Origin of the sequence: Desmonostoc muscorum LEGE 12446 (assembly GCF_015207005.2) — a bacterium.
Lineage (GTDB): Bacteria > Cyanobacteriota > Cyanobacteriia > Cyanobacteriales > Nostocaceae > Nostoc > Nostoc muscorum.
The window spans coordinates 1,447,884-1,473,880 of sequence record NZ_JADEXS020000001.1; the positions used below are offsets into that span (position 1 = coordinate 1,447,884).

General features: G+C 40.0%; 26 protein-coding genes. 11 read left to right on the plus strand and 15 right to left on the minus strand.

Annotated features, from left to right (window positions below; translation table 11 throughout):
• The first annotated feature begins 40 nt into the window (after positions 1–40).
• From hypF to hypB, 7 genes are all read left to right on the plus strand, one after another.
• Positions 41–2,422 (plus strand): carbamoyltransferase HypF, encoded by a 2,382-nt coding sequence (hypF, locus tag IQ276_RS06385; protein ID WP_193921931.1) that lies wholly within the window; start codon positions 41–43, stop codon positions 2,420–2,422.
• Positions 2,423–2,464: 42 nt separating this feature from the next.
• Entirely contained in the window at positions 2,465–2,710 is a 246-nt protein-coding gene (locus tag IQ276_RS06390) for a HypC/HybG/HupF family hydrogenase formation chaperone (protein WP_193921933.1), read from the plus strand.
• 113 nt (positions 2,711–2,823) lie between these two features.
• Positions 2,824–4,008: a hydrogenase formation protein HypD gene (gene hypD, locus IQ276_RS06395; protein WP_193917953.1), complete on the plus strand. Its 1,185-nt coding sequence runs from the start codon at positions 2,824–2,826 to the stop codon at positions 4,006–4,008.
• Positions 4,009–4,049: 41 nt separating this feature from the next.
• Positions 4,050–4,265 carry a tautomerase family protein gene (locus IQ276_RS06400; protein WP_096534655.1) on the plus strand — a complete coding sequence of 72 codons (216 nt, stop codon included), beginning with the start codon at positions 4,050–4,052 and terminating at the stop codon, positions 4,263–4,265.
• A gap of 80 nt (positions 4,266–4,345) precedes the next feature.
• Positions 4,346–5,428: a hydrogenase expression/formation protein HypE gene (gene hypE / locus IQ276_RS06405; RefSeq protein WP_193917956.1), complete on the plus strand. Its 1,083-nt coding sequence runs from the start codon at positions 4,346–4,348 to the stop codon at positions 5,426–5,428.
• Positions 5,429–5,446: 18 nt separating this feature from the next.
• Positions 5,447–5,788, plus strand: coding sequence for a hydrogenase maturation nickel metallochaperone HypA (gene hypA, locus IQ276_RS06410; RefSeq protein ID WP_193917958.1), 342 nt, complete (start codon positions 5,447–5,449; stop codon positions 5,786–5,788).
• Complete coding sequence (gene hypB / locus IQ276_RS06415) at positions 5,779–6,630, plus strand: hydrogenase nickel incorporation protein HypB (RefSeq protein WP_190877281.1); 852 nt, start codon at positions 5,779–5,781, stop codon at positions 6,628–6,630. Before hypA ends, hypB begins: the two co-directional genes overlap by 10 nt.
• A gap of 64 nt (positions 6,631–6,694) precedes the next feature.
• Here hypB and IQ276_RS06420 read toward each other — a convergent pair whose 3' ends face one another.
• The 7 genes from IQ276_RS06420 to IQ276_RS06450 form a co-directional block, all read right to left on the minus strand.
• Positions 6,695–7,567 (minus strand): RpnC/YadD family protein, encoded by an 873-nt coding sequence (locus IQ276_RS06420; RefSeq protein ID WP_193917959.1) that lies wholly within the window; start codon positions 7,565–7,567, stop codon positions 6,695–6,697.
• A gap of 207 nt (positions 7,568–7,774) precedes the next feature.
• Positions 7,775–8,149, minus strand: a complete 375-nt coding sequence (locus tag IQ276_RS06425; protein WP_190877277.1) for a hypothetical protein — start codon at positions 8,147–8,149, stop codon at positions 7,775–7,777.
• A complete protein-coding gene (locus tag IQ276_RS06430; RefSeq protein WP_193917961.1) occupies positions 8,139–9,146 on the minus strand; it encodes an LLM class flavin-dependent oxidoreductase in 1,008 nt (335 codons plus the stop codon). The genes IQ276_RS06425 and IQ276_RS06430 overlap by 11 nt, the downstream gene beginning before the upstream one ends.
• A 141-nt stretch (positions 9,147–9,287) precedes the next feature.
• A complete protein-coding gene (locus IQ276_RS06435; protein WP_190877273.1) occupies positions 9,288–9,650 on the minus strand; it encodes a hypothetical protein in 363 nt (120 codons plus the stop codon).
• Between the two features lie 428 nt (positions 9,651–10,078).
• Positions 10,079–10,390 (minus strand): hypothetical protein, encoded by a 312-nt coding sequence (locus IQ276_RS06440; RefSeq protein ID WP_193917963.1) that lies wholly within the window; start codon positions 10,388–10,390, stop codon positions 10,079–10,081.
• Between the two features lie 2 nt (positions 10,391–10,392).
• Positions 10,393–10,668 (minus strand): hypothetical protein, encoded by a 276-nt coding sequence (locus tag IQ276_RS06445; protein ID WP_193917965.1) that lies wholly within the window; start codon positions 10,666–10,668, stop codon positions 10,393–10,395.
• Positions 10,669–10,754: 86 nt separating this feature from the next.
• Positions 10,755–11,174 carry a hypothetical protein gene (locus IQ276_RS06450; RefSeq protein WP_193917967.1) on the minus strand — a complete coding sequence of 140 codons (420 nt, stop codon included), beginning with the start codon at positions 11,172–11,174 and terminating at the stop codon, positions 10,755–10,757.
• A 1,096-nt stretch (positions 11,175–12,270) separates the two neighbouring features.
• On the opposite strand from IQ276_RS06450, the gene cysK reads away from it, so the two are divergent.
• Entirely contained in the window at positions 12,271–13,230 is a 960-nt protein-coding gene (cysK, locus tag IQ276_RS06455) for a cysteine synthase A (RefSeq protein ID WP_193917968.1), read from the plus strand.
• Positions 13,231–13,283: 53 nt separating this feature from the next.
• Here the strand turns inward: cysK and IQ276_RS06460 are convergent, their stop codons facing one another.
• From IQ276_RS06460 to fdxB, 7 genes are all read right to left on the minus strand, one after another.
• Complete coding sequence (locus IQ276_RS06460; RefSeq protein WP_193917970.1) at positions 13,284–13,793, minus strand: ArsC/Spx/MgsR family protein; 510 nt, start codon at positions 13,791–13,793, stop codon at positions 13,284–13,286.
• 126 nt (positions 13,794–13,919) lie between these two features.
• On the minus strand, positions 13,920–14,531 hold the full coding sequence (locus tag IQ276_RS06465; RefSeq protein WP_193917972.1) for a cysteine dioxygenase family protein: 612 nt from the start codon (positions 14,529–14,531) through the stop codon (positions 13,920–13,922).
• A gap of 325 nt (positions 14,532–14,856) precedes the next feature.
• Positions 14,857–15,342: a hypothetical protein gene (locus tag IQ276_RS06470; protein ID WP_235115484.1), complete on the minus strand. Its 486-nt coding sequence runs from the start codon at positions 15,340–15,342 to the stop codon at positions 14,857–14,859.
• 133 nt (positions 15,343–15,475) lie between these two features.
• A complete protein-coding gene (locus tag IQ276_RS06475; RefSeq protein WP_221704927.1) occupies positions 15,476–16,072 on the minus strand; it encodes a cytochrome c oxidase subunit 3 in 597 nt (198 codons plus the stop codon).
• A 236-nt stretch (positions 16,073–16,308) separates the two neighbouring features.
• The gene (gene ctaD / locus IQ276_RS06480; RefSeq protein ID WP_193916074.1) at positions 16,309–17,982 is read right to left on the minus strand and encodes a cytochrome c oxidase subunit I; all 1,674 of its coding nucleotides are present in this window, start codon (positions 17,980–17,982) and stop codon (positions 16,309–16,311) included.
• Between the two features lie 141 nt (positions 17,983–18,123).
• On the minus strand, positions 18,124–19,101 hold the full coding sequence (locus tag IQ276_RS06485) for a cytochrome c oxidase subunit II (RefSeq protein ID WP_193916071.1): 978 nt from the start codon (positions 19,099–19,101) through the stop codon (positions 18,124–18,126).
• 687 nt (positions 19,102–19,788) lie between these two features.
• Positions 19,789–20,082, minus strand: coding sequence for a ferredoxin III, nif-specific (gene fdxB / locus IQ276_RS06490; protein ID WP_190877253.1), 294 nt, complete (start codon positions 20,080–20,082; stop codon positions 19,789–19,791).
• Positions 20,083–21,166: 1,084 nt separating this feature from the next.
• On the opposite strand from fdxB, the gene IQ276_RS06495 reads away from it, so the two are divergent.
• Entirely contained in the window at positions 21,167–22,759 is a 1,593-nt protein-coding gene (locus IQ276_RS06495; protein ID WP_193916080.1) for a helix-turn-helix domain-containing protein, read from the plus strand.
• A 186-nt stretch (positions 22,760–22,945) separates the two neighbouring features.
• On the opposite strand, the gene IQ276_RS06500 is transcribed toward IQ276_RS06495, so the two are convergent.
• On the minus strand, positions 22,946–23,923 hold the full coding sequence (locus IQ276_RS06500; RefSeq protein ID WP_193916068.1) for a ferredoxin family protein: 978 nt from the start codon (positions 23,921–23,923) through the stop codon (positions 22,946–22,948).
• Positions 23,924–25,149: 1,226 nt separating this feature from the next.
• Here IQ276_RS06500 and IQ276_RS06505 point away from each other — a divergent pair.
• Positions 25,150–25,509 (plus strand): hypothetical protein, encoded by a 360-nt coding sequence (locus IQ276_RS06505; protein ID WP_193916065.1) that lies wholly within the window; start codon positions 25,150–25,152, stop codon positions 25,507–25,509.
• Entirely contained in the window at positions 25,506–25,913 is a 408-nt protein-coding gene (locus IQ276_RS06510) for an HNH endonuclease (protein WP_235115485.1), read from the plus strand. Before IQ276_RS06505 ends, IQ276_RS06510 begins: the two co-directional genes overlap by 4 nt.
• Positions 25,914–25,997: the final 84 nt, after the last annotated feature.

A 25,997-nucleotide genomic window follows, 5' to 3' on the forward strand; every position in this document is an offset into this window, starting at 1 on the left:
TCGTAATTCGTAATTCGTAATTTTTGCAAGTCAAATTTATATGGTGTCTGAAGAAATTAGAGTTCGCGGTACTGTTCAAGGAGTAGGATTTCGCCCTACTGTATATCGTCTTGCTAAAGTTTGCGGTTTGGGTGGAGATGTTTGTAATGATGGTGAAGGTGTTTTAATTCGCGTATCTGGTAGTGAAGAAGCAATAACTGAATTTGTTGCTAAATTACAAACAGAATGTCCACCGTTAGCAAAAATTAATGAACTTATAAGAACTCCTTACGCAGGTAAATTGAACATTGATGATTTTGTGATTTCTAGTACCGTAAATAGTGCAATTAAAACACAAATTGCCCCTGATGCAGCAACTTGTCCACAATGTCAAAAAGAAATATTCGACCCTTTTAGCCGCTTTTATCGTTACCCTTTTACTAACTGTACTCATTGTGGCCCTCGCTTGAGTATTATTCGTGCCATTCCTTATGACAGATGCAATACCAGTATGTCTGCGTTTGTCATGTGTTCCGAATGTGCGAAGGAATACCACGATGTCGAAAATCGCCGTTTTCATGCCCAACCTGTAGCTTGTCATGCTTGCGGTGCTTCAGCTTGGTTAGAACGCGCTGATGGGAAAGCGGTTACTGCTTCTATGTTCTCGATGTTAGATGATGTTGATGCCGTTTGTACCCTATTGCAAAAAGGTGAAATTGTCGCAATTAAAGGGTTAGGTGGTTTTCATTTAGCTTGCGATGCAACTGTGGAAGTTGCTGTGGAAAAATTGCGATATCGCAAAAATCGCTATCATAAACCCTTTGCTTTAATGGCGCGGGATATTGAAGTAATTGAACAATATTGTACTGTAAATGTTAAGGAAAAAGAATTATTAACAAGTCCTGCTGCACCGATTGTTTTATTACGGAAGAAAGCAGTGGGAATAGAGGTGGAGGAAAAACTTTCACATTCTGCGAATTTTAATATTGCAGTTTCAGTGGCGCCAGGACAAAATACCCTTGGTTTTATGCTACCTTATACGCCGTTACATCATTTAATTTTGCGGCGGATGAATCGTCCAATTGTTTTAACTAGTGGCAATATTGCTGATGAACCGCAATGTATTGATAATGATGAAGCAAGGGAAAAATTAGGGACAATAGCTGATTATTTTATTCTCCATAATCGGGACATTATTAATCGGGTAGATGATTCGGTGGTGCGGGTTGTTGGCGAGAAAGTTCAAACAATTCGGCGTGCTAGAGGATATGCACCAGCAGCGATTAGTTTACCACCAGGATTTGAGGATGTGCCGCAAATTTTAGCAATGGGTAGTGAGTTAAAAAATACCTTCTGTTTATTGCGAGAAAAAGAAGCAATTGTTTCACAACATCTGGGAAATTTAGAAAATGCTGCGGCTTTTCAGAGTTATCGAGAAACTTTAAGTTTATACTTGAATTTATTTGAACACAAAGCAGAAGTAATTGCCATCGATAAACATCCTGAATATTTATCAAGCAAGTTTGGTAAAGAACTTGCAGATATAAACAAAATTACAATTAACCCAATTCAACATCATCACGCCCACATTGCCGCTTGCATGGCGGAAAATAACATTCCTTTAGATTCGCCTCCAGTATTAGGTATTGCTTTAGATGGTTTGGGTTATGGCGAAGATGGTACACTCTGGGGCGGAGAATTTCTTTTAGCAGATTACCGAAAATTTCAGCGACTAGCAACATTTAAACCAGTGGGAATGATTGGTGGTGAAAAAGCAATATATCAGCCTTGGCGTAATACTTATGCCCAATTAATAGCCTCTAATCTTTGGGGTGATTGCGAAGAAAAATATGCTGATTTAGAAATAGTTAATTTTTTGAAAAACAAGCCAATAAAGCTACTTAATCAACTCATTGATAAAGGAATTCACTCTCCTCCAACTTCCTCAGTGGGGAGGTTGTTCGATGCGGTGGCAGCAGCTATCGGTATTTATAGAGATGAATGTAGCTATGAAGGACAAGCTGCGATCGCAATGGAAGCTCTAGTCAATGTTAATAGCTTAAATAATGATAAAGAAATGCTAATATATCCTTTTGAATTTAGCTTTTCAGATAGTATTTATTGTATAGACTCACGTCCAATGTGGCAAGCTTTACTCCATGACTTGCAGCAAGAGATTCCACAACAAATTATAGCTGCTAAATTTCACAAAGGTTTAGCTCATGCGATTGTGGAGATGGTTAAACGTCTTTGTCAAGAAAATCTGATTCATCAGGTTGTTTTAACAGGAGGAGTATTTCAAAATTGTATATTTTTAGAGGAAGTTAGTAAATCTTTGGAAACATTGGGAATAAATGTATTGACTCATAGCTTAGTTCCAGCTAATGATGGCGGGTTATCTTTAGGGCAAGCAGTTATTACGGCTGCACAATTAAGAAGATAAATTTATTTCACGCAAAGGCGCAAAGGCGCAAAGAAGAGAAAAATGTGTTTAGGAATTCCCGGTCAAATTATAGAAATTACCAACGTTAATCATAAATTAGCTATTGTTAATGTTGGTGGAGTTAAGCGCGAAGTCAATATTGCTTGTATTGTGGATGAACAACATCCACCTGAAGCTTGTATTGGAGATTGGGTATTAGTGCATGTTGGCTTTGCGATGAATCGAATTAACGAAGAGGAAGCAGCAGAAACATTAGAGTTGTTGCAAGAATTAGCAGCAGCGAAATAATAAAGGGACTGGGGACTGGTGATTAGGGACTGGGGACTAGAAAAAAGTTTTCTGAATGCCCAATCCTCAATCCCAATCCCCAATCCCCATTACCCAATCCCCAATCACTAAATATGAAATACGTTGATGAATTCCGCGAAAGAGAAAAAGCAGAAGCCTTACGTCGGGAAATTGCAAAATTATGCGACGGACTAGAAAAACCTATCAAAATTATGGAAGTGTGCGGCGGGCATACCCATTCTATATTTAAATATGGCATTGAAGAAATTTTACCCGATCGTATTGAACTAATTCATGGGCCTGGTTGTCCAGTATGTGTTATGCCAAAGGGGAGATTAGATGATGCGATCGCCATCTCTCAAAATTCTAACGTTATCTTTGCCACCTTTGGCGATGCCATGCGGGTTCCTGGTTCCAAAACAAGCTTACTGCAAGCCAGGGCACAAGGCGCAGACATCCGTATGGTGTACTCTCCCCTAGATAGTCTGCAAATTGCCAAAGATAACCCCAACAAACAAGTAGTTTTCTTCGCCTTAGGCTTTGAAACCACAGCCCCCAGCACCGCCTTTACCATCCTGCAAGCCGCAGCTGAAGAAATTCCTAACTTCAGTATGTTTTGCAATCACGTCCTTGTGATTCCCGCCCTCAAAGCACTATTAGATAATCCCGATTTACAACTTGATGGATTTGTTGGCCCTGGTCATGTCAGCATGGTAATTGGTACTGAGCCTTATGAATTTATTTCCCAACAATATAATAAGCCAATTGTCGTTTCAGGATTTGAACCTATAGATATTCTCCAATCAATTTGGATGCTGTTGCAGCAGCTAGTAGAAAATCGTTGCCAAGTCGAAAACCAATATAATCGAATTGTCCAAAAAGCCGGGAATAAAGTAGCACTAGAAGCCATCAATAAAGTATTTGCTGTGCGAGAGAGTTTCGATTGGCGCGGCTTGGGCGATATTCCCTATTCCGGATTAAAAATTCAACCTGAATACGCTCAATTTGATGCCGAACTTAAATTTACCATTCCTAATCTCAAAGTAGCCGACCATAAAGCTTGTAAATGTGGAGAAATTCTCAAAGGAGTATTAAAACCTTGGGAATGCAAAGTATTCGGGACAGCTTGCACACCCCAAACACCCATTGGTACTTGCATGGTATCTTCTGAAGGTGCTTGTGCAGCATATTACAAATATGGACGACTCTCTACTATGGCTAAAAAAATAATAGCTGAAAAACCAAAAGTAACCATCACACAAGAACCTCTACCCGCCTGTGGTTTCTCTTTAGACTAGGAGTTTATATTCTACAACTACACCATTAGAGGATAACTTCCATGCCATTTATTACAGTTCAAATTGCCAAAGGACACTCCATCGAAAAAAAGCGTCAACTAGTTAAAGCCATCACCGATGCCCTTGTTGCCACTTTGAATTCCAAACCAGAATGGATAACTATTCACATCGACGAATTTGAACGTGAAAATTGGGCAGTTGGAGGACAACTACATTCTGACAAACATAGTGGTAGACACGAAGAAAAAGGTAGATAAAACTCCCCAATTCTCCTCTCATTCCTCTCTGCGCCTCTGCGCCTCTGCGTGATATTCCCTTAAAAATCCACCTTAAATAAATGCACTTCCCCCCCAATAACCAAATAAAAAACCCTCTTTTCCGCCATCGCCATAAAATCCAAGACACTCATATAACTCTCGCACATGGTAGCGGTGGTAAAGCCATGCGCGATTTAATTGACGATATCTTTGTTCATACTTTTGATAACCCAATTCTCTCCCAATTAGAAGACCAAGCAACCTTCAACTTAGCCCCTCTTTTACAACAAGGAGACAGACTCGCTTTTACCACTGATTCCTATGTTGTAGACCCTTTATTTTTTCCCGGTAGTGATATCGGAGAATTAGCCATCAACGGCACAGTTAATGATTTAGCCGTCAGTGGTGCTAAACCCTTATATCTAACTTGTAGCGTTATTTTAGAAGAAGGATTACCAGTAGAAACTTTGCGACGTGTCGTAGCCAGCATGAAAGCAGCCGCAACAAAAGCTGGTATTCAAATTGTCACTGGTGACACAAAAGTTGTACATCGTGGTGCTGCTGATAAACTGTTTATTAATACTGCTGGTATTGGTATCATTCCACGAGGAGTTAACATTTCTGCCCAGAATATTCAACCTGGGGATGCTGTAATTATTAATGGTGAATTAGGCAATCATGGGGCAGCAATTTTAATTGCACGTGGAGAATTAGCTTTAGAAACTAATATTGAAAGTGACTGTCAGCCGTTACATGATTTGGTAGCAAGTATCCTCAATATCTGTCCCCAAATTCATGCAATGCGAGATGTGACACGTGGAGGCTTGGCAACAGTTTTAAATGAATTTGCTCTCACTTCTGATGTGGGAATTCGCCTCTATGAAGAATCTATTCCAGTGCGTGAAGAAGTGAAAGGCTTTTGCGAAATATTGGGTTTAGACCCATTGTATTTAGCTAACGAAGGTAAGTTAGTTGTAGTTGCAAAAAGAGAACATGCTGAATCTATTTTATCAGCCATGAAATCCCACCCAGCAGGAAAAGATGCTTGTATTATTGGTGAAGTTATTACCTCACCTCCAGGTATTGTATTCTTAAAAACAATTTTTGGTGCTGAACGTATTGTTGATATGTTAGTAGGCGACCAATTACCAAGAATTTGTTAATATTTAAGATATTTTTATATGCATGAATTAGGAATTACCCAAAATATTGTCGCAATTGTAGTTGAACACGCCAAAGGTGCAAAAGTACAACGAGTTGTATTAGAAATTGGCAAACTTTCAGCTATTATGCCCGACGCTATCCTATTTTGTTTTGATATTTGCACTCAAGGTACAGTTTTACAAGGGGCGACATTAGAAATTTTAGAAATTCCTGGTTTAGCGCGATGTCAGCAATGCGGTGCAGAAATTTATTTAGATAAACCATTTGGTATCTGTAACTGCGGTAGCGTCAAATTAGATTTAATATCTGGTGAAGAACTCAAAATTAAAGAAATCGAAATAGAGGAATTATGTGTGTAACCTGCGGTTGTTCTGATGATGGCGAAACCAAAATTACAAATTTGGAAGTGAGTGAAGCTGAACACAATCACCATCACCATACTCATACTTTAGCTGATGGCACCGTGATTACCCACTCCCACAGTCATGATACCCACACCGAAGCATCTCAAGTTCATGCTAAAATACATGGCACAACTATATCATTAGAACAGGATATATTAGCAAAAAATAATTTAATAGCAGCCCAAAATCGAGGATGGTTTAAAGGTCGAAATATTCTTGCTTTAAATTTAATGAGTTCTCCTGGTGCTGGGAAAACAACTCTTTTAACTCGCACTATCAATGATTTAAAGCATCAATTATCTATTAGCGTCATTGAAGGCGACCAAGAAACTACTAACGATGCTAAAAAAATTCAAGAAACAGGTTGTAAAGTCATCCAAATTAACACTGGAACAGGCTGTCATTTAGATGCATCAATGATAGACAGGGGTTTACAACAACTAAATCCACCGTTGAATTCAGTTGTAATGATTGAAAATGTGGGAAATTTGGTTTGTCCAGCTTTATTTGATTTAGGAGAACTTTTTAAAGTAGTAATCCTTTCTGTCACGGAAGGTGAAGATAAGCCGATAAAATATCCCCACATGTTCCGCGCTAGTGACATCATGATTTTGACTAAAATTGATTTGCTACCTTACGTGCAATTTGATGTGCAAAAATGCATAGAATATGCTAAGCAAGTTAATCCGCAAATTCAGATTTTTCAAGTTTCTACAACTACTGGTATAGGGTTAGATAATTGGTATAAATGGGTAACTGAAAAGATAAAAAATGTGTCAACGGTAATTACTGCGTGAATGCTACGCCTGAACATTTTTGCTGGAATTACAAAATGAACCACCAGCTTTTTTAACTAGCAAATTAATCACAAATTCGCTGTAATTCTTCAACTGTATTTAGGGTTTTAATCGCCTGCTGAATTACTTTTAATCGCTGTAAATCTGTGATTTGGTAAATGATTGGCATTAAATCTAAGCCAGGAGTCCCAAATTTAATTTCTAGTGCTAATTCAATACCTGAATATAATTCCTCTCGTCGTCCCCGTGCTTCTCCGCGTGCTTCTCCACGTGCTTCTCCTTCACGTAAAATTTCTTGATACCAAGGCGACTCACGCAACACAGCCATATCCCACCTCATGATTTCTTGGACTAGGGCACTCTCTATTACAAACGTAGCAAAAAATGCCAAAACTGTTTCAAGTTGATTTAATTGTTCATCCGCACGCAGAACTTGCAATGCTTCTCGAATTATAACTTCGTTATCGCCACCTTTGAGGATGGGTACAAAGGGAATTAAGGATGGTAATGGTGTCTCAAATACAGTATTTACATCAACTTCCCAGAGGTTAATTACCCGATAATCTTGAGTTGCTTTTAAGCCTGCAACATTTGATGTGTATGTTGTAGGTATTTCTGTGTTAGTTCCTTTGAGAATGTTAATTAATACTGGATAGGTAGGTAAATTATATTTTTCTTCAGCCAGCGCTGTATAAGCACGCATTCGTCGTGGCATTTCGGGTTTATAGCGCAGTTGTAATTCATTGACAATGAGAAATTTTCCGTACTCTGGACTCTCCACACGGATGAGTACATCACTTTGTCTACTCAGCCATTGAAATTCTGAGTTGAGAATTTCACCTACAATAACATCGGGAATTTGTGTTACCCATTTTACCCAATTATCGGGTGCTAGACTGATTAGGCGTTTAGTGCTAATATCAGCAGGTTTGGACATAAGGAAGCTAGATATAAGAAACGAACCGCAAAGAGCGCAAATAAATAAGAAGTAAAAAAATTCGCGCAGCTTTATAAAAAAATTTTATAACTTGAAAAAGCCAAAATATCAAAGTAAATAATTCTTCTAAAATTGCAACACCCTGCACTCTAAGAGTACAGGGTGTGAGATAGTGATAAGGGTGAATAAACTATATGATGCTTATCCTCAAAGCCAATCTCGATAAGCCGAGATTTCATGGACACCAATTTCAAATGGCGTTCCTTTGCCAAATGGTGGATAAACGCGAATTTTGGCGTTAGTAGAAAACCGCTCTAACCGATTACCTAACTGGGGAATATTGCTGACAATATGCCAGTAAGATACTATGTCAGGGCAGTCAATAATTAATGTGAGAATGTCGGCATTTGTTGTCAGATACCACTGACAATTAGATAACAGCACTCGCGTAATGCGATCGCAAGCTTGATAAAAGCATCTGCCAGTGGACTGTTCTAACTCCATCTGCAACATTCCATCCTCTCTTGTTACCTCAGGTGGAGGTAAATCATCGGGAGGCAGCAGGTATAATTTAGACGACATAATTTCGCACCTCTTGGTTGTAGCGCGTCAAACTCTCCAGGTTTTTTTGTACATCTAAAGATGAGGGTTTGAGTGCTAGCGTACCTAAATTTAATTCGTCCTGAAATTTTTTGATTTTGTCTCGACAAGTCTCCACATCACCGATAATTGAGTTCTCAATCAAATAGTCTTCATCGAAACAAATGTTTGTGCGATCGAATGGTTTTTGGTTGGGATTCGCACTCTTCTGCAATACTTGGGCCGAATTAGCTTTCATTTTCTGGCTAAATTGGCGAATAAAAGGTAACGCTTCACTCACTGCCTCATGATCTGTTTTGCCAACATAAAAAAAGCGTGCCAGCACTAAGTTTTCGGCACCACTAGCATTTAATGCTTGATATTTGGCAATGGTATTCTTCAATCTCGGTAGAGAAAACGGTGGGCCACCCATCAAACTAAAGGAATGTTTGGCGGCAAACTCAATACCATCATCACCACCAGTGGCAACATACACAGGAATTTTTGGCTGCAATGGTTTGGGGTAAATTGTCAGGCGATCGCATTGATAAAATTGCCCATTAAATGATACGTTAGTTTCATATAAAAGCTTCTCAATCAATGCCATCGCCTCTAGCATTTTGGGACGCGATTCACTCGTTGATGTCGCAAAATGCTTGTTTTGTTGAGGGAAAGGCCCTCCTTTGGCAACTCCAAATAATAATCGTCCATTGCACAAGTTATCCAAAGTGGCGATGTCCTCTGCTACCCTAATCGGGTTATGAAATGGCAGTAACACCGCCGCCGTGCCTAATTTGATAGTTGAAGTCAATCCCGCCAAGTGTGCCATTAACACTAACATGGATGGGCTAAGATTGGATTCACTAAAATGATGCTCACTCACCCAAGCCTCCTCAAAACCTAAGCTTTCTGCCTGTTTGATCAGGGTTACTTGCTCAAAAATGGCACGACGAGCATCTTGGTGATGATTTTCGTAATTGCAGAAAATTCCAGTTTTCATTACTTGCGTTGATACTTTTTACCCACCGTCTGTGCTGGCTATTTTAGTAGTCCATCGCCAAAGTTTTGATAGGTTTGTAGTCAGCACTTTCGTGCTTGAATATTTGAAGACTAAAGTCCTCACTACAAACATTTACTCCTCTTAGGTAGCAACCCACTGCAACTCCAACCATAGGCGTGGATTGTTCTGTTTGAGCTTCGACATTGGATCGCGCAATAATCGCTTGGCATTTATGCAGACTACCTGCATTAGACCCATGTTGTCTGCTACTTCTCGAAGTATTTCTTTTTGGGCTTGCACACAGGAAATCATTTCATCGGAGCAATAAATTCCTATATATTGCAAGCGTCTAGCAGGTCGTCCCCAAAAACAGGTGATGACTTTTATATGACACCCGTCCAGTAATTCCCCAACTTGTGGATAGTAGTGGTTGACGACTCTTGTGAATTCTTTAGCTAAGATGTCTTCAGCAATCATTTCAACTGATATTTCTGTAGCGTTCATCACTCTATTTAATATAACATAATTTTGTCAGTTAAATATAACAATTTACTTTATTTAACTGAAATAAAATATTAAATATGGCAATCTGTTTTAATAGGGAGTGGGGAATGGGGAATAGTCAAAAAGATTCTTTGAGTTATAGCTTGCTTGGCAAAAATTAAATATAAATTCTACAGCAGATTTCAACTCAGCTGAAGTACACAACCTCAGTCTCAAATATAAAGCTTGTTTTACTCCTGTTAGCGCAGTGGGGCGTAGCCCATTCTGAATTCTGCTGTATATTATACAAAAAAGAGGTATACCTTATTTGGTACACCTCTTATTTGGTTACAGCAATTTTCTTTTGTTCAGAAAATATGAATTCAATCAAGTGCATCTAACTTGCACATTTTTATTTTGAATTCTCAATTTTTAATTTTTAATTCTTATTATCGAGCATTGCGTTCACAGACTAAAACCTCTGCCACAATATCCGGGAGATTTACAAAGTCTGTAAATCCTTCAGAGCCACGAATCGGTGAAATAAATGTATAGTTTGGATCGCACACTCCATTGTCATACACTTGGATAAACCACCGATCTGGAAATCCTTCTACACCTAGTTCTACAATGTACCAACTCTCGCCAATCAGACGAGAGTTAAAGATTGTAAACCACTCTCTATTTTCTTCTGAAATGTTCCAATCTGCCATGAGTAGCTCTAAAGCTATTTGTCCGGCATCTGTTGAAGTCAATAGCATTTTTACTCCTTATTAGCAACTTCCGAGTTGGAAACTTCAGGAACTTCAGGATATAAACCCAGTTGTTTAGCTAATTCACGCGCTACAAAAAATAAAAATTTTGCACCATCTTGATTGCCTTCATGGGCGAACATAGTTGCCACTTGTAACATTGTTTCTACTAAGCCAGAATCAACTAATTCTGGCTGACTTTCTAAAATTTCTGGTTCCTGACCGTTAGGGCATTTCAGTAGCTCATCAATCAGGTTAAAATACAAGTGTTGGCGTTGTTCTGACATGGTGATTTTTTTGATTTGAATGAATAAATTTGTAGCGTAGCTAGAGAGTTTAAAATCTCTCAATAACTCTAATAATGTCTGATTGCTTACTGCTCAATACTTTGTTGCCACAACCTTTCCAACATTTCAACTTGTTCTCTTAAAACAGCAGCACGATAAACAAGATATCTGTCGTAAAAGATAATACCTAACCCAACACAAATCGGGGTTAACAAGAAGAACCATTGTAGAATAGTGCCAAATTTATATTGCTCAGCAAGATTCAGCATTTGATTAACCACATTCTGCTCAGAGATTTGGATGTTAGTCTGAGATAATGGTGTATTTTCTGTCTGGGGAATCACCGCGATCGCCGCATCAGTTTTGTTAACTTCGCAGGCTAAATTCTGTGATTCTAATAACTCAAGATGTCGCTCCCAAATTATGCCAAATACTACTAGCCCTGGAGAAAGCACTGCTAAGGTAACGACGCAAACTGTAAGAACATTTAAAAATTTGGCTTTCATCTTGGCTCTCCCTTGCTAGGTAGTATGCACCCAGTAAGAAAATATCTTTTGCTGTTTACCTAAAGTAGCTATCTATATATTTCTACTTCTCAAACAGTTCTGATGCTAAAATATGTGTAGAAGGTAATTTTAAAATCGTTAGTTGTCAGCTATTTCTCTAATTACTACTGACTCCTAACTACTGATAAACTACCAAACCTTTCACAAAAAATAGGAATCTTCAGCCAGAAAGAACGCCCTCATATCCTGGAATATGATTTCATCCTACTCTCAAAAGAGAGATTAAGAAGTCCCCCCTAGTTCACTAAGCTTTCGCTTAGGAATGTTGGGGGGTAGAGGGGAATCTCTGCGTAAATCCTATACGATTTATATCAGTCGCCTCTCCACAAAACAGTTTACCCCAGCCCCATTAAGATTATTAAATTCATTACAATAGTACTCAAAGCCTGTAATTATTGCCTGATAAGTATTTCAAAAATTCATTGGGGTATGGGTGCTAGTATTTTTCAGATGGGGTTCTAGTGTTTTCGAGGTGGGGTTCTGGTGTGTGGAGTACTCAACCTCAAAGCAATGTAGGCAAGGATTAAAGACTGTTTCTTGGAAAAATTTGTTCTGAAAAAATCTGTACTCAAAACCAAATATCAATGTCTTTTGACAAGGATAGACTGAATAACTAGAAAAAACAATTAAATTTTCTTTGATAACTCATATTTCCATAACAAATTGAATTATAGCGATTAATATCTTGATTGTTATTTGAAAAGTTCTTCTTAAACTTATATATTTTGTCGATGAGTTAAAATACATAGTACATACACTCATCTGCACTCCAGGTAAGAATTCACTACTAATGAAGAGACAGTGCAGTATTTTTGATTCCACAAACGAGCAACTGACATTGAAAATTCAGAATTTCTCAGGAATTTCCTACGATTGGCATATTGATTCATCAAGTTTTATGCTGATTATGTAACTGTTATGACTCCTGAATTCTGGCTTTTAAATTCCGATCGCTCAACTACAAAATCAATACACAAAAGCTTATTGTTATAAATAGATACTCTGCACTAAGATTTAGAATTTTAGGAGTTAAATAATGCGGATTGCTAAAGACGTAACAGAACTTATTGGACGAACTCCTTTAGTTGAACTGAACAAAATTCCTCAAGCTGAAGGAGTAGTAGCAAGAATAGTTGTCAAACTCGAAGGTATGAACCCAGCGGCTTCAGTGAAAGACCGCATTGGTTTAAGTATGGTACTCTCAGCAGAAGCAGAGGGTTTAATTGAGCCAGGAAAAACCATTTTAGTAGAGCCTACCTCAGGTAATACAGGAATTGCTCTGGCAATGGTGGCAGCGGCGCGGGGCTACAAATTAATTTTGACAATGCCAGAAACCATGAGCCATGAACGACGCGCTATGCTCAGAGCTTATGGTGCATCTTTAGAGTTGACACCGGGGGCTGAGGGGATGCGGGGAGCAATTCGCAAAGCCGAAGAAATTGTAGCTAATACTCCCAATGCTTTGATGCTGCAACAATTCCGCAATCCTGCCAATCCCAAAATTCACCGCGAAACCACCGCCGAAGAAATTTGGGCTGATACAGACGGAGAAGTGGATATCGTCATTGCGGGAGTAGGTACTGGTGGGACAATTACTGGGATTGCAGAGGTAATTAAAAGCCGCAAACCGAGTTTTCACGCGATCGCAGTTGAACCCAGCAACAGCCCAGTTCTCTCAGGCGGTGAAGCCGGGCCCCATAGAATTCAAGGCATTGGCGCCGGATTTGTCCCAGATGTTCTCCGCTTAGAATTAGTTGATGAAGTAATTAGAGTCAGCGATGAACAAGCGATCGCATTTGGACGACGCTTAGCAAAAGAAGAAGGTTTATTATCTGGAATATCCTCCGGTGCAGCCTTGTGCGCCGCCATTCAAGTAGGTAAACGTCCAGAAAATGCCGGACGTTTAATCGTGATGATTCAACCTTCCTTCGGCGAACGCTACCTCAGCACACCCATGTTTCAAGATTTATCCTTAGAAACTGCCGGCGTTCGTTAAAAACAATAGAGGGTAGGGGCACAGCATTGCTGTGCCCTCATATTTTTAGATAACTAATGGCTAGAGCTGCCTTGCTTTTGGTGTTCTTCACCATGATGCTTACAGCCACCTTGCTGATGATGATGATGATTGCGATCGCCACTGTGGGAGCAGCTTTGCAAATCCTGACTCATCAGATTTTCGCTCATTTCTCGGAAGGATTCATCCACAGGCTTCAAGCCAATCCAAGCATCAATCTTTTCCACATCAAATCCTACCTCACGATGATCGCCTACTTCTAACAAAGGACGGCGAATCAACAGCGGATCTTGCAACATCTGCACCAAAGCGGTTTGGGCATCAATTTTTTCCGGAACTATCTCACCAGATTTTACTCGTGGGGCGGAACGATTAAACCATTCGGCTACGGGGCGATCGCCAAAAAATGAACGCAACCGTTCAACTGTCCAAGGTTCTGTTAGCAAATTGTACTCTACCACCTCATGACCAGCAGCGGTGAGCAAAACTTTTTGCTTGGTACCACCTTTACAGCCTGGTTTACCATAAAAAATTACTCTTGCCATGCTACTACCTCTTATACCAATTCGTAATTCGTAATTCGTAATTCGTAATTAAGAACGCAACACGTTCTTGGATGAAGACGCGATGAATCGCGTCTCTACAAAGAATTCTGAATTCAGAATTCTCTTTTAAAAATTCTTAGCCTTATGGGTAAGAAAGTCAAACTCAAATCTTTCTTTTGGATCGGTTTCACCGTAAATATTAAAAGTCACAGTTGGTTCATCACCCAGTGCTTCTACACAGTGAATTGCATCGGGAGTAAAGCTAATAATATCTCCTGGAAACAGAGTTATTTCTCCCGTAGATTGAATTTTGTCTTGAGATTCTGAGCTATGAGTGCGTTGCCAAAAAGTATTTCTTTCCTGACCTTTTAACACCGCCACTACTCCCCACGTCCCGTGATTATGAATAGTTGATCGGGTTCCCGGTGCAAATGTTACTGTTTGCACAGTCAGCGGAAAACCCAATTCATCATATAAGAGTAAAACAGAGGTTCCCGTTTTGGGAGAAGGTTCTAAATGCTGACTCCGCACCCAGTAGGAATTGACGAACAAGCGCCTGACGAGCATCCGAATTTCCGGCAAACAACTTGATTCATCTTCCACACTATTGAGAACATCTTCCACCTCAGTTAAAAACCGATAAACGCGGTAATTATCCCTCAATAAATCCCATGCTCTCACAGATTTACAGGCTTGATACTGACCGTCTCCCGTTACCAGCCAATCCCTACCTTTCATAACTTTTAAAATCTCATTTGAGAAGATTGGATGACAATGATCGGCGAAATATTAGGAAGACTGCCTACAGGTGGTGTAGTAGGTATGTAAATGGGAGGAAAGATAGAGTTATTATTACTCGCAGTTCCTAAAAGAGAGTAAGACGAAGTAGATAACCAATTGTTCATGAGTCTTCACCTTGATTGAAAAGGGGGAGTGGGGAGTGGGGAGTGGGGAGTTAGGAGTTAGGAGTTAGGAGTTAGGAGTTAAGAATTATTTTCCTTGTCTCCTCATCTCCCTCATCTCCCCACTCCCTACTCCCTATTCCCCACTCCCCACGCATTAATTAATCGTCTTCTTCTGCCGGACGTGTCAAAATATCCAGGAGAATTCCGGCTCCAAAATCATGCTTTTCGTCTATCTCTTTGACTCTGGCGCTGATTTCTTTTGCCTCGTCTATTGCTCCTAACTTTGCTAGAACCAATCCAGAAGCAGCATAAGCATTCAAGTACAATCGAATTTGTGGGTCTTCTTTGCGATTGACTAATATAGGCTGAAGTTGCTCCCAGTCGTCAGGGAATTTTTCTAGTTCTTTAATTTTATCTAATAATTTGATTGTTGTTTGTAGTGCAAGAGAATAATTATTTTTATAGTAGAAAAATCTATATGCTGCTACCAAAACATCTGTATTTTCACCAGTTTTGGCTAAGGCTTGTTGAATATATTTTTCCGATTCTGATGTATTTTCCCAGTTTTGTGCTGCTAGAATCAATAAATTTTTGATATCATCAGGAACTTGAAACCATGAGAATTTGTTTGTATTGACTTGCATATTGGGGACTGGGGATTGGGGACTGGGGATTGGGGAGATGAGGGGGATGAGGGGGATGAGGGAGATGAGCAGAATAATTCTTAACTCCTAACTCCTAACTCCTAACTCCCCACTCCCTACTCCCCACTCACTTTTAAAACAGAGTAAGAATGTACACCAAAGTGAAAAGAACAATCCAAATAATGTCTACGAAGTGCCAGTAAATTTCTGCCATTTCTATGAAGGTGTGATTTGTTGCAGAATATTGACCGGGACGGCGCGATCGCCACAACACAGCTAATATGAATAACAGCCCTATAAACACGTGTAAACCGTGGAATCCTGTCATCAAATAAAAGCAGTTGGCGAAGACATTGGTAGTCAGACCGTATCCTAAAGTTGCGTACTCATAAGCCTGACCAATCAAGAAAATTGCTCCCATGATAGCGGTAATTGTGTACCACAGTTGCATTCCCTTGACATTATTCTTTTTAATCGCCGTATCACCGAAGTGAATCACGAAACTGCTAGACACCAGAATAATGGTGTTAATCGTCGGCAACAATAACTCTACTTCTGTTCCTTCGGGAGGCCAAACAGCTGTAGTGCCGCGGAAAAACAAATAGGTGGCAAAAAATCCGCCGAACATCAGGGATTCAGAGACGAGGAATGTTAACAGTCCCCAAACTCTTAAATCTGGATGTTCTTCGTGATGTCCTGCGCTTTCATGTTCTGTTGTAGCTATAGTCATAGATTTGTTGCCAAAAAGGTGACTGGGGATTGGGGACTGGGGACTGGGGACTGGGGATTGGGGACTGATGCAAGGTTGATCACTTGTTCAGTTAAACCTAAAACCTGAGGCTGGGTAGGTTGAGTTGAATGAAGTGAAATCCAACCTACAATTCTTGGAGTTCCGAGTACACCTGTAGGGGCACGGCACTGCCGTGCCCCTACACCTCGTCGCCCTCCGCGTCCCCGCGTCAGTAACTAAGCACTAGCTTCCGGTGTCGCTGCTGGCTGCACTTCAGTACTATGACCATTGCCGTAGTCATAAGGGCCATGAGTAACAACCGGCAACACTTCCCAGTTTTCAATCGCAGGTGGTGAGCTAGTTGTCCATTCTAAAGTCAAAGCTTGCCAAGGATTATCACCTGCCTTGGGTCCCTTCAACCAGCTTTGAATAATGTTGATGGCGAAGGGAATTACTGATATCCCCAAAACAAATGAACCAAAGGTACAAATTTGATTGAGGTCGATAAATTGGGGGTCATACATTGCAACTCTTCGGGGCATTCCTTTCAAACCCAATTCGTGCATGGGTAGGAAAGTTAAATTCGTGCCGATGAAGGTGAGGAAAAAGTGAATGCGTCCCCAGGTTTCATTCAACATCCGTCCAGTCATTTTGGGGAACCAGTGATAAATACCGGCGTAAATGCCAAACACGGAACCGCCAAACAGAACGTAGTGGAAATGTCCTACCACATAATATGTGTCGTGGACGTGAATATCAAAGGGGGCTGTTCCCATTGTCACGCCGCTTAAGCCGCCCATGACGAACATCGATAACAAACCAATGGCGAAAAGCATGGCGCTGGTGAAGCGAATCTTACCACCCCAAAGGGTAGCAACCCAGCCGAAAATTTTGACGCCAGTGGGAACGGCAACAAGTAAGGTGGAGATGGTGAAGAACATCCGCATCCAACCGGGTGTACCGCTGGTAAACATGTGGTGTACCCAGACGAATAAACCGACGACGCAGATGGCTACACTTGAATAAGCGATCGCTTTATAACCAAAAATCGGCTTACGCGCATGTACTGGAATCACTTCGGACATAATGCCGAAGATGGGCAGAATCATCAAATATACTGCCGGGTGAGAATAAAACCAGAACAAGTGTTGATAAATAACAACGTTACCGCCTGCATCTGGTTTAAAGAAGGAGGTGCCAAAGTTGAGGTCAAATAACAGCAGAATTAAACCCGCTGCTAATACAGGTGTGGAGAGAAGCGCCAGAATGGAGGTTGCCAAGATTGCCCAGCAAAACAGGGGTACTTGATCCCATTTCATGCTGGGAACCTTCATCATCAAAATGGTGATCACAAAGTTCAGTGAACCCAAAATTGAAGAAGTTCCGACCAAAACGATCGCCAGTATCCACATAGTTTGAGCGATGGGTGCTGTCACCAAGCTCAAAGGTGGGTAAGCTGTCCAACCTGATTGCGAACCGCCAAACAGGAAACTACCTAATATCAGCGCACCTGCTGGTGGGTTTAACCAAAAGGCGATCGCATTTAGCTTCGGGAAAGCCATGTCCCTAGCACCAACCATCAAAGGTACCAAAAAGTTACCAAATCCCCCAATGGCACTGGGGACAATCCACAGGAAGATCATAATCGTCCCGTGATTGGTCATGAAAGCGTTATACAGATTGGGGTCGAGTAAATCTGCATCAGGTGTTGCTAATTCGGCACGAATAGCGATCGCCATCAGTCCGCCGATGAGATAGAACACAAACGCCGTCACAAGATATTGAATACCAATAACCTTGTGGTCAATATTAAATGTGAAATAATCCTGCCACTTCCACGCTTGTTGATGAGAGGTGTGGGCGATCTTCTCTTCTGGTGGAGTGTTGGGTGGAAATTCTACCTGTGTCATATTTTTCCCGCTATGCAGAGTTGAGGGTCAAACATCCAAAGTCCAAAGTAATTACAGCAGAATTCAGGAGTCAGAATTCAGAAGTAATACAGCCTTAACGCCAAGGTTTGAGACTTTTGACTATTGACTGTTGACTCGTGACTAATGACTCTTAACAACTGACTTCAGAGTTGCAGCACTAATCCCCATATCATGGATATGAGGGGCGAGAAACTCTGACGTTGATAACTCAACAGGGTTAACTGCAACGACTTGATGCAAGTTTTGCTTTTGAGCAACTTGGTTTTCTGTCAACCAGGTTTGATATTCTTCTGGTGTGTGGACAATTACCTGTGTCCGCATTGAGCCGTGGTAACCACCGCACAATTCAGCACAAACTACAGGATATGCACCTGGTTTGGTGGCGACAAATCGTAGTTCGGTAGGAATTCCGGGAAGCGCATCTTGCTTCAGGCGGAAGTTTGGCACCCAAAATGAGTGAATTACATCGTCTGCTGAAAGGTTGAGTTGCACATCAGCACCGACGGGAACGTGCAATTCCCCAGAAGTAATGCCACTTTCCGGATAGTTAAATATCCAAGCATACTGTATGCCTTTGACATCAACAACTAAGTCAGCTGGTTTGCCTTCGGTTTTAGGAGACGCGCCAATTCCAATTCTTGGAGCTGTTGTTGCTTCAGAGGTATCATTTAGAGTAGCTGCAAGAGCGGTTCCACTCATATGATTAACATGAGCTACTGAATGGGGATGACCCGCAGGTTCAAAGCCTCCCATACGGTTAAAAACATCTACACTGTAGATGCCCAAACACACAACAATAACCGTTGGAATTGCTGTCCAAAAAATTTCTAAAGGCAAGTTGCCTTCCACTGGTAAGCCATCGGTGTCATCACCCTGACGCCGACGAAACTTAACCAAAAAAATCACAATTGTTCCTTCTACTACTAAGAAAAGAGCGATCGCAATGGTAAACATAACGTTGAAAAAACCGTCTACCAAAGGCGCTTGTTGCGATGCTTGTTCCGGTAGTAGAGTGTGGTTTTGACCAATCCAAATACTAATTGCTGTGACTACTATCCCAGCAACCAGAGTCCATAGTGAAACAGGAACTTGTTGCATACATACTACCTGCTCTGTAAACCGTCTTTTAAGGTACTGGGAATTGGGGATTGGGTACTGGGGACTGGGGACTGGGAAGTGGGTATTGGATATTAGAAAAACTCTTCCTTGTCTCCTCATTCCTTAGTCTCTAATCTCTAATCCCCAGTTCCTAATCCCCAGTCCCTAGTCCCCAGTCCCTCACTTCACTTATTAACTTTCTAACGTGCAGCTATAAAAAATGGGGGAAACTTCCAGATTTTTTTCATATCTTCCCCCCAGAAAATTATCAATTATATTTCAAATCCTATGACAAAGGAAGCTCAAAACAGTGCTGAGTAAAAATTAAAATTAGACCTACTAAGCATCACATTATTTCTAAGTAGTGAGTGCCTCGGCTTAGAGTGAAAGATTCATAAGTACTACTTTTTACTCATTACTTCTTACTCAGCATTCAGCACTCTTTCCAGACAAGCTAGTTGTTCTGGAGGACACTGTTAGTCCTAATATTGATCGGGCTACACTAGCAGCAAGTTTAAATTTGTCAATAACTAACATATTACGATTTACGCATTTGTCTACTATGAACTTTTTAGTAGTTCAAGTAAAGATATATATTCCCCTCTAATTACCTTGCTGGGACGATTTGCCCTTTCTACAAACAGTGCCTCCTTGGACGAACAACAATATTCACTAACCCCAAAAACCTTAATTATTTAATGCAACATGGGTGTAGCAGTTCTTGGGACAAATCCGGGAACAAGCTTCACAACCAATACAGTTTTCTGGATAGCTAACTGCCATCACTTTCCGTTCAATTTCTTCATCATCTTCGTCTTCTACAAATTCCCCTTCTTCGTTGAGCGCTTTCAAACCTAGTACATTGTAGCCGCATACTTTAATACATCTGCCACAGCCGATACATTTGTCTTTGTCAATTTCTTGAGCAAATTTCGGGGTCCAAGTCTTACCACCAAATGTCAAACCTGTTAGTTGTGCCATGAATGAATCCTCGGCAATTTTGCCTTGTAATTTGTTCCTACTTTAATCATTATATTATCCTAATATTTTGCTTTTTTGATATTCAATAATTATTTTTTTGACATCAAAATTCGATGACTTTAAATTAGGATTTGCATTATTTCTTAGTGATATTTTATAGATGAAACTTATTGCTAACAATTATCGTGCATGTAGGGTAGCACAGCTGTGCCACCCTACCCAGGGGTTACTAAAATAATAGATAACTGACTAATCTTTCTAGCAAATAGGACTCAACGTGATGATATTCTTTTTCAAATACTTTGATATTGAGGCGCATAAATATATACAAAAAGTATTTATATATACCAAATAGAATGTTTATTAATTACATTCTGATATATGCAATATGTATTTTTAAAAGCAACAATTTTTGATTTAGTTTTTATTTAAAAATCTAGAGAAAAGCTGATAAAGTAAATATTATTGTTTTACCTTAGCTCACTCAATCAAAAGGACTTAGTTGTGAAAGAAGTGTAATTTTTATAGCAGAATCTGATCGGGCATTAAATATTAAAATTATTAATAAATCAGATGAAAGTTAATTCTAATAAAGTTAAATGTTGGCTAAAAATACTTTGAGTAAGGTTTCGCGCTTAAAGATAAAATGTTCATTAAGTACACAATTAAATAAATGTTAAGATTTTTTTCTAAGCTCATTACGAACAACTTAATTATTTAATTCATGAAATGTATATTTAATAAAGAAGTAATATTAGGCTCGGTTTGAAAGCCTTAAATAGCTTTCAATTTGGATGCAAAGTCAAGCATATGGATGTGGGGAGTTAATAAGCTAGTATGCATCCAAGTTACACATTCTCTGGTTAAACCTGTCATTAGTCATTGGTCATTAGTCATTAGTCATTAGTAAATGACAACGCACAAATGATAAATGACAAATAAAGTAAATATGTGTTTTAGCTGAGGGTGAGAAAAGACTATTCTCGCCAGAAACATAATGTGGTAGCGAGTGATGAATAAACAGGACTCATCCAGGGGAGACCTGAGCCAGACATCTCAACGATTAGAGTGGGAAGAGAGCCATATGCCTTATACAATTCCTAACAACAGTTGCGTTGGATGTGACAATTGCCGTCCCCAATGTCCTACGGGTGCAATCAAAATAGAAGACAATGAATACTGGATTGATCCTTGTCTTTGTAACAATTGTGAAGGCTATTACGCGGAACCGCAATGTGTAATAGCTTGTCCAACTAATTCTCCCATTCCTTGGCAGGCGAAAAAGGGCAGATGTAAAGTTGAACCGAGAGATGCTACTAGTTTAGACTTATTTTCTAATGGAAAGAATAACCCATTTGCTTCAGCGATCGCCATTTGGGAAGCTTGTAACGTACTAGCGCAGCGCACATCCTTACATTGGGAAACCGATGAAGAGGGTTACTTGTCTTATGGCAGACAAATCAACCAAGGTAGAGGAGCGATCGCTTTTCACATCCAAGATCCATTTAAGGTGAACGACAAGGCCAGAGATTTAGCCGCAATTGAGGGACTGGATATTAGAGCCGCTTGCATACATCTAATTTTTGCAGCTTATGCTACAGCTTTAGATCAACCTTGGGAACAAGAATTTGCGATCGATGAACGCCAAATTGAAAAATATTTGGGAATGGAGAAACGCAAAGACTTAAACAAAGCAGCCAAGCTAGCTTTAATGAAAAATCTTGTTCAGCAAGCTTGCTCACTAATTATCTCCATCGATTGGCCTCAACAAGGGCGAATTAACGGATTCTCTGTTAAACAAAGCCGTTTATGGCACTTAGTGGACATTCAGCACCACTTTCAAGAAGACGCTCTCGGATGCAAATATCTAATTGGGCTAACTTTTAAAGTCAAAGCCGGTATTTGGTCACAATATTTCTTAAACAAACAAGCATGTAAAGAGCGAACCGCATTCTATCAATATGGCAGTCTCCCCAAAACCCTGCCAACCACAGTCATGAGCATTTGGCAACAACATGAAGGAGCAGTCCGACTCATGTTGTGGTTGTTGTTTAAAACCAAAATGGGCAAAGAACAACGCATCACCATTCCTACTTTGCTGCGTGTTGCTTACGGTGAAGAAAAAGTCGCCCTCGCATCCAGACAACGCGAAGAACGCAAACGTCTGCTGCGAACTTTTGAAAGCGATTTGGAAATTCTCAATCATTATGGAATGAAACCAATTTTCGACCCAGTTACCTACCCAGCAGAAATTCAACCTTTGTGGGCGAAGTTAATGGATATTCCCGAAGATCCAGATGAAGCCTTGGAATTTTGGACTAATGACGGTGGTGCCGAAACTCGCCTCACAGATACAGGCCCTCGTGGTAAGTGGAATCTGCTAATGAATGCCCGAATTTTGGCTTTTGAACTACCACCAGAATGGGAACAACAAATCTCAGAATCACAGAAAAAGCAGCGGCGAGCTGTTAAGAATAAAAGAAAGTCCACAGCCACAGACGATTTGCTGGGCGAACAGATTTTGGAAGCGCGAAAAAATTTAAATCTCTCCCAGAGAGAATTAGCAAAGCTAGCAGGTAAAAGCCAAAGCTGGATTCGAGATATCGAAAATGGTCGTCTAAAAGTCAAATTAGAAGACCAAGCACTGTTACGAAAAGTCTTAAATATGGCTGAATAAGAATTCAGGAGTCAGTCGTCAGAATTCAGGATGAATTATGTATGACTGCCGATAGTGCAGCATTAACGTTAGCGAGGAACGAACATCACTTTGTAAGGGAGTGACGAGTCTAAATCCCCCACTGATTACATTTCTGAATTCTGAATTCTGTGAGCGCAGCCGGGCGTAGCCCATTCTAACTCCTGTTTATGTACTATAAGTCATTACCTTAGTAGAAGTAAGCCAGACACTAGATAGAGCATATTTAGTAATCACTGACTCTTGTGGAGCATTGCATGAACTCTTAAGTTTTTGAGTCTTGGTTACATCTTTCACAAGTTTAGCTTGGTAAGTGTAGAGAGAACCAGAACTTTTTTCAAAACTTAGCTCAGCTAAAATAGTATTATTGTCTAAACTTTGCTCTAATATTTTGCCTGCAATTTTGTAATTAAACCAATCCCATCCTTCGCTGAGGATTAATTCTCTTTCCAAAATCTGAAGTGCAGCAGGCAAAATTCCCGAACCTCGATAGACTTGATGCAAGCATTGAATATCGCCAGTACGAGTCAAAATTGATCTGAATGAATCTTGATCCAGAACACCGTAGTATCTTCCTTCTGGCAAGTCTATAACAGTTGGCGCAAACCGATGTCCACCAAAGTGTGATGATTTCCAAATCCGCACATTGTCTAAGTCCAAATCAGAAATAGTTGCTGTAGCATGAAAATAAAAGGGATTTCCGTATCTGGCACAGCACTTATCATAGCTACCGTGGGTACACACTAAAATATCTCTAGTTTCACTAGTTTCAACCTCAGAATTAGAACCGATACCCCATAACCATTTTTGGACAACTGCTGCTACCTGGTCAATATTTGATAGTATAAACTCTTGCTTATGATATCCATTACTCAAACCCTCTTTTTTTTGATAAATCAAAAGCGTAGTCTGGTTAACTTTGTGTGATAATTCATTAGCAATTAAGAGGAATCTAATCGGTAGTTTAGCACGCTTCACTTCCTCTACTAAAATCCTCAAATTCTCCGGCACCCATTTAGAATTAAACGCTTCTGATGTCCAAGGCGGAGGACACTCAATTAAAATATAAGTTTGGTAATTGGTGGCGCTACCAATAATATCTTCTCCTGCTTGCCGCGAATAATCAGAACAAAAAAAGGTATTCATCTAACTATACTCATTAGTGTATTTTATGGACAAAATGTGTTGCTAACTACAGTTGTGTTCTTCGTTACAATATCCTTGATTCAAGGGAATAAAAAAGAACAATATGCATTTCCCAGTTAAAACTAGGTAGGCACTTTATAACATCATTATTGATTAACCTCTTGACAGTTAATCAATTCTCCACAATAGAGATAAACAGTGTCAAGACATATTTTTCCGTACCAACAGCATTAATTTTGTATTTAGTTTTATTGTTATTTGGTATCTCATAAATTTTCCCTTGCTGAAACTCGGCTTTTGTAAACTTAATTTTTTTACCAAAATCAAATATTTTAATGTATCTATCCATGTGTATATATTGCGAATAATTCTCAATATGGTGATAAAAATAAAAGTACTTGGGTTTGGCGTAGGTAGCCGACTTGTGGCGATACCTTCTCTACGAGACGCTACGCGTAACTTGCTTCTCTGGAGGAGTACGGTAGGCTTTGCCAATGCAACCTCTCACCCACCCTTTCTATTTTAAAGCGGGCAAAATGCTCACCCCACACAAATCATCCCTAGATTCACCAATGCCAAATAGTTAATTCAGCGGTAAATGCTTTAGTACCCTGTAGTTCATGCCTGATATGTTAATAATCAAGACTAGTGACTGATTATTTACCAGCATCACTAATATCAACATTAACAAATTTAGTATTTACCCTGTTACCTAATCTAACTTCCTGAAAATCTTGTCAGGATTTGATTTTAGGCGTGTGCCTTGACTTTACCAGCAAGTCAATAATAAATGCAAGTACTTGATAATCTTTATATTTTATTTACAGTTTTTTGTCTCCAAGAGGTTGGTTAAATTAAGGTAAATGGGCATTTCATAGTAGAGAGGTGTTACTAGAGCAAGGATTCATACTTTTAAAATAATAGATAATTTTTCTCAATAGTGCCAACTGCGCTCAGGGTGTATAGCTGTGCAAAGCGTAACTAATGACCAATGATTCCTTGATGAATACTGTCTGTGTTGGTTAAAGATTAAGCATTCACGCCAAGCTGCATCCCAAAAGTGGGCGCAGTCAATCTAAAAAGGCTAAACAAGCTTGAATATCTTCGAGGGTAATACCAGGATAACAGTAACTAGTTATACCAGGTACTTATAAAAATCAAACTAATAGATTGATTTGTAGCTAGACTTATAGCTAATAGATAAATTTAAAAAACAACAGGGCTAGATGATACAAATCACTGTTGAGGTATCTGAGGAGCTAGGACAGCAATTACAGCAGTTCCAAGACCGCTTACCAGAGATAGTAGAACGCGGTCTACAAGAGTTATTGAGCGAACAGTCTGGGAATTTTCTCGATGAGAAACAGATTATTGCGTTGCTGGCGAGTCAGCCTACACCACAACAAATTCTGGCAATCCGACCCTCACCAGAATTCCAGACTCGTGTGAGTGACTTGCTAGCACAGAGTAAAGCAGGAACACTTTCTGCCAAAGGTGAAGCGGAACTAGAGCGCTATCTGACCATAGAACATCTTGTCCGTATGGCAAAAGCTCATGCCTTCCTTGCATTACGCCAAAACCCATGACTTATGTATCAGCCCAATTACGGAAACTCGTAATTGAAAGAGCGAACCAAAGGTGTGAGTATTGTTTATTTCCTCAGAGTGCAGCACTATTTAGCTTTGAGATGGAGCATATTATTGCCGAAAAACATCGTGGCACTACTGAAGCAGAAAATCTAGCTCTCGCCTGTCCATATTGTAATCGTGCAAAGGGTACTGATTTGGGGTCACTCGATCCTGAAACGGGTAAACTGACACCCTTTTTCAATCCAAGGACTCAAAAATGGAGCGACCATTTTCAGCTCAATGGAGCAGAGATTGCACGATTGACAGCAGAAGGGCGAGTAACTGTTGCAATTCTGCAATTTAATCAATCAGAGCGGTTAGAAGAACGGGACAGGTTGATTTGGGCAGGTCAATATTGTTAGGTTTACTGTTCATCTTCATACTACTAAACTATTTATTTAACTTGCCCAGAGAGCTACGCTGATTGTCGCCAGACATTGCTGATT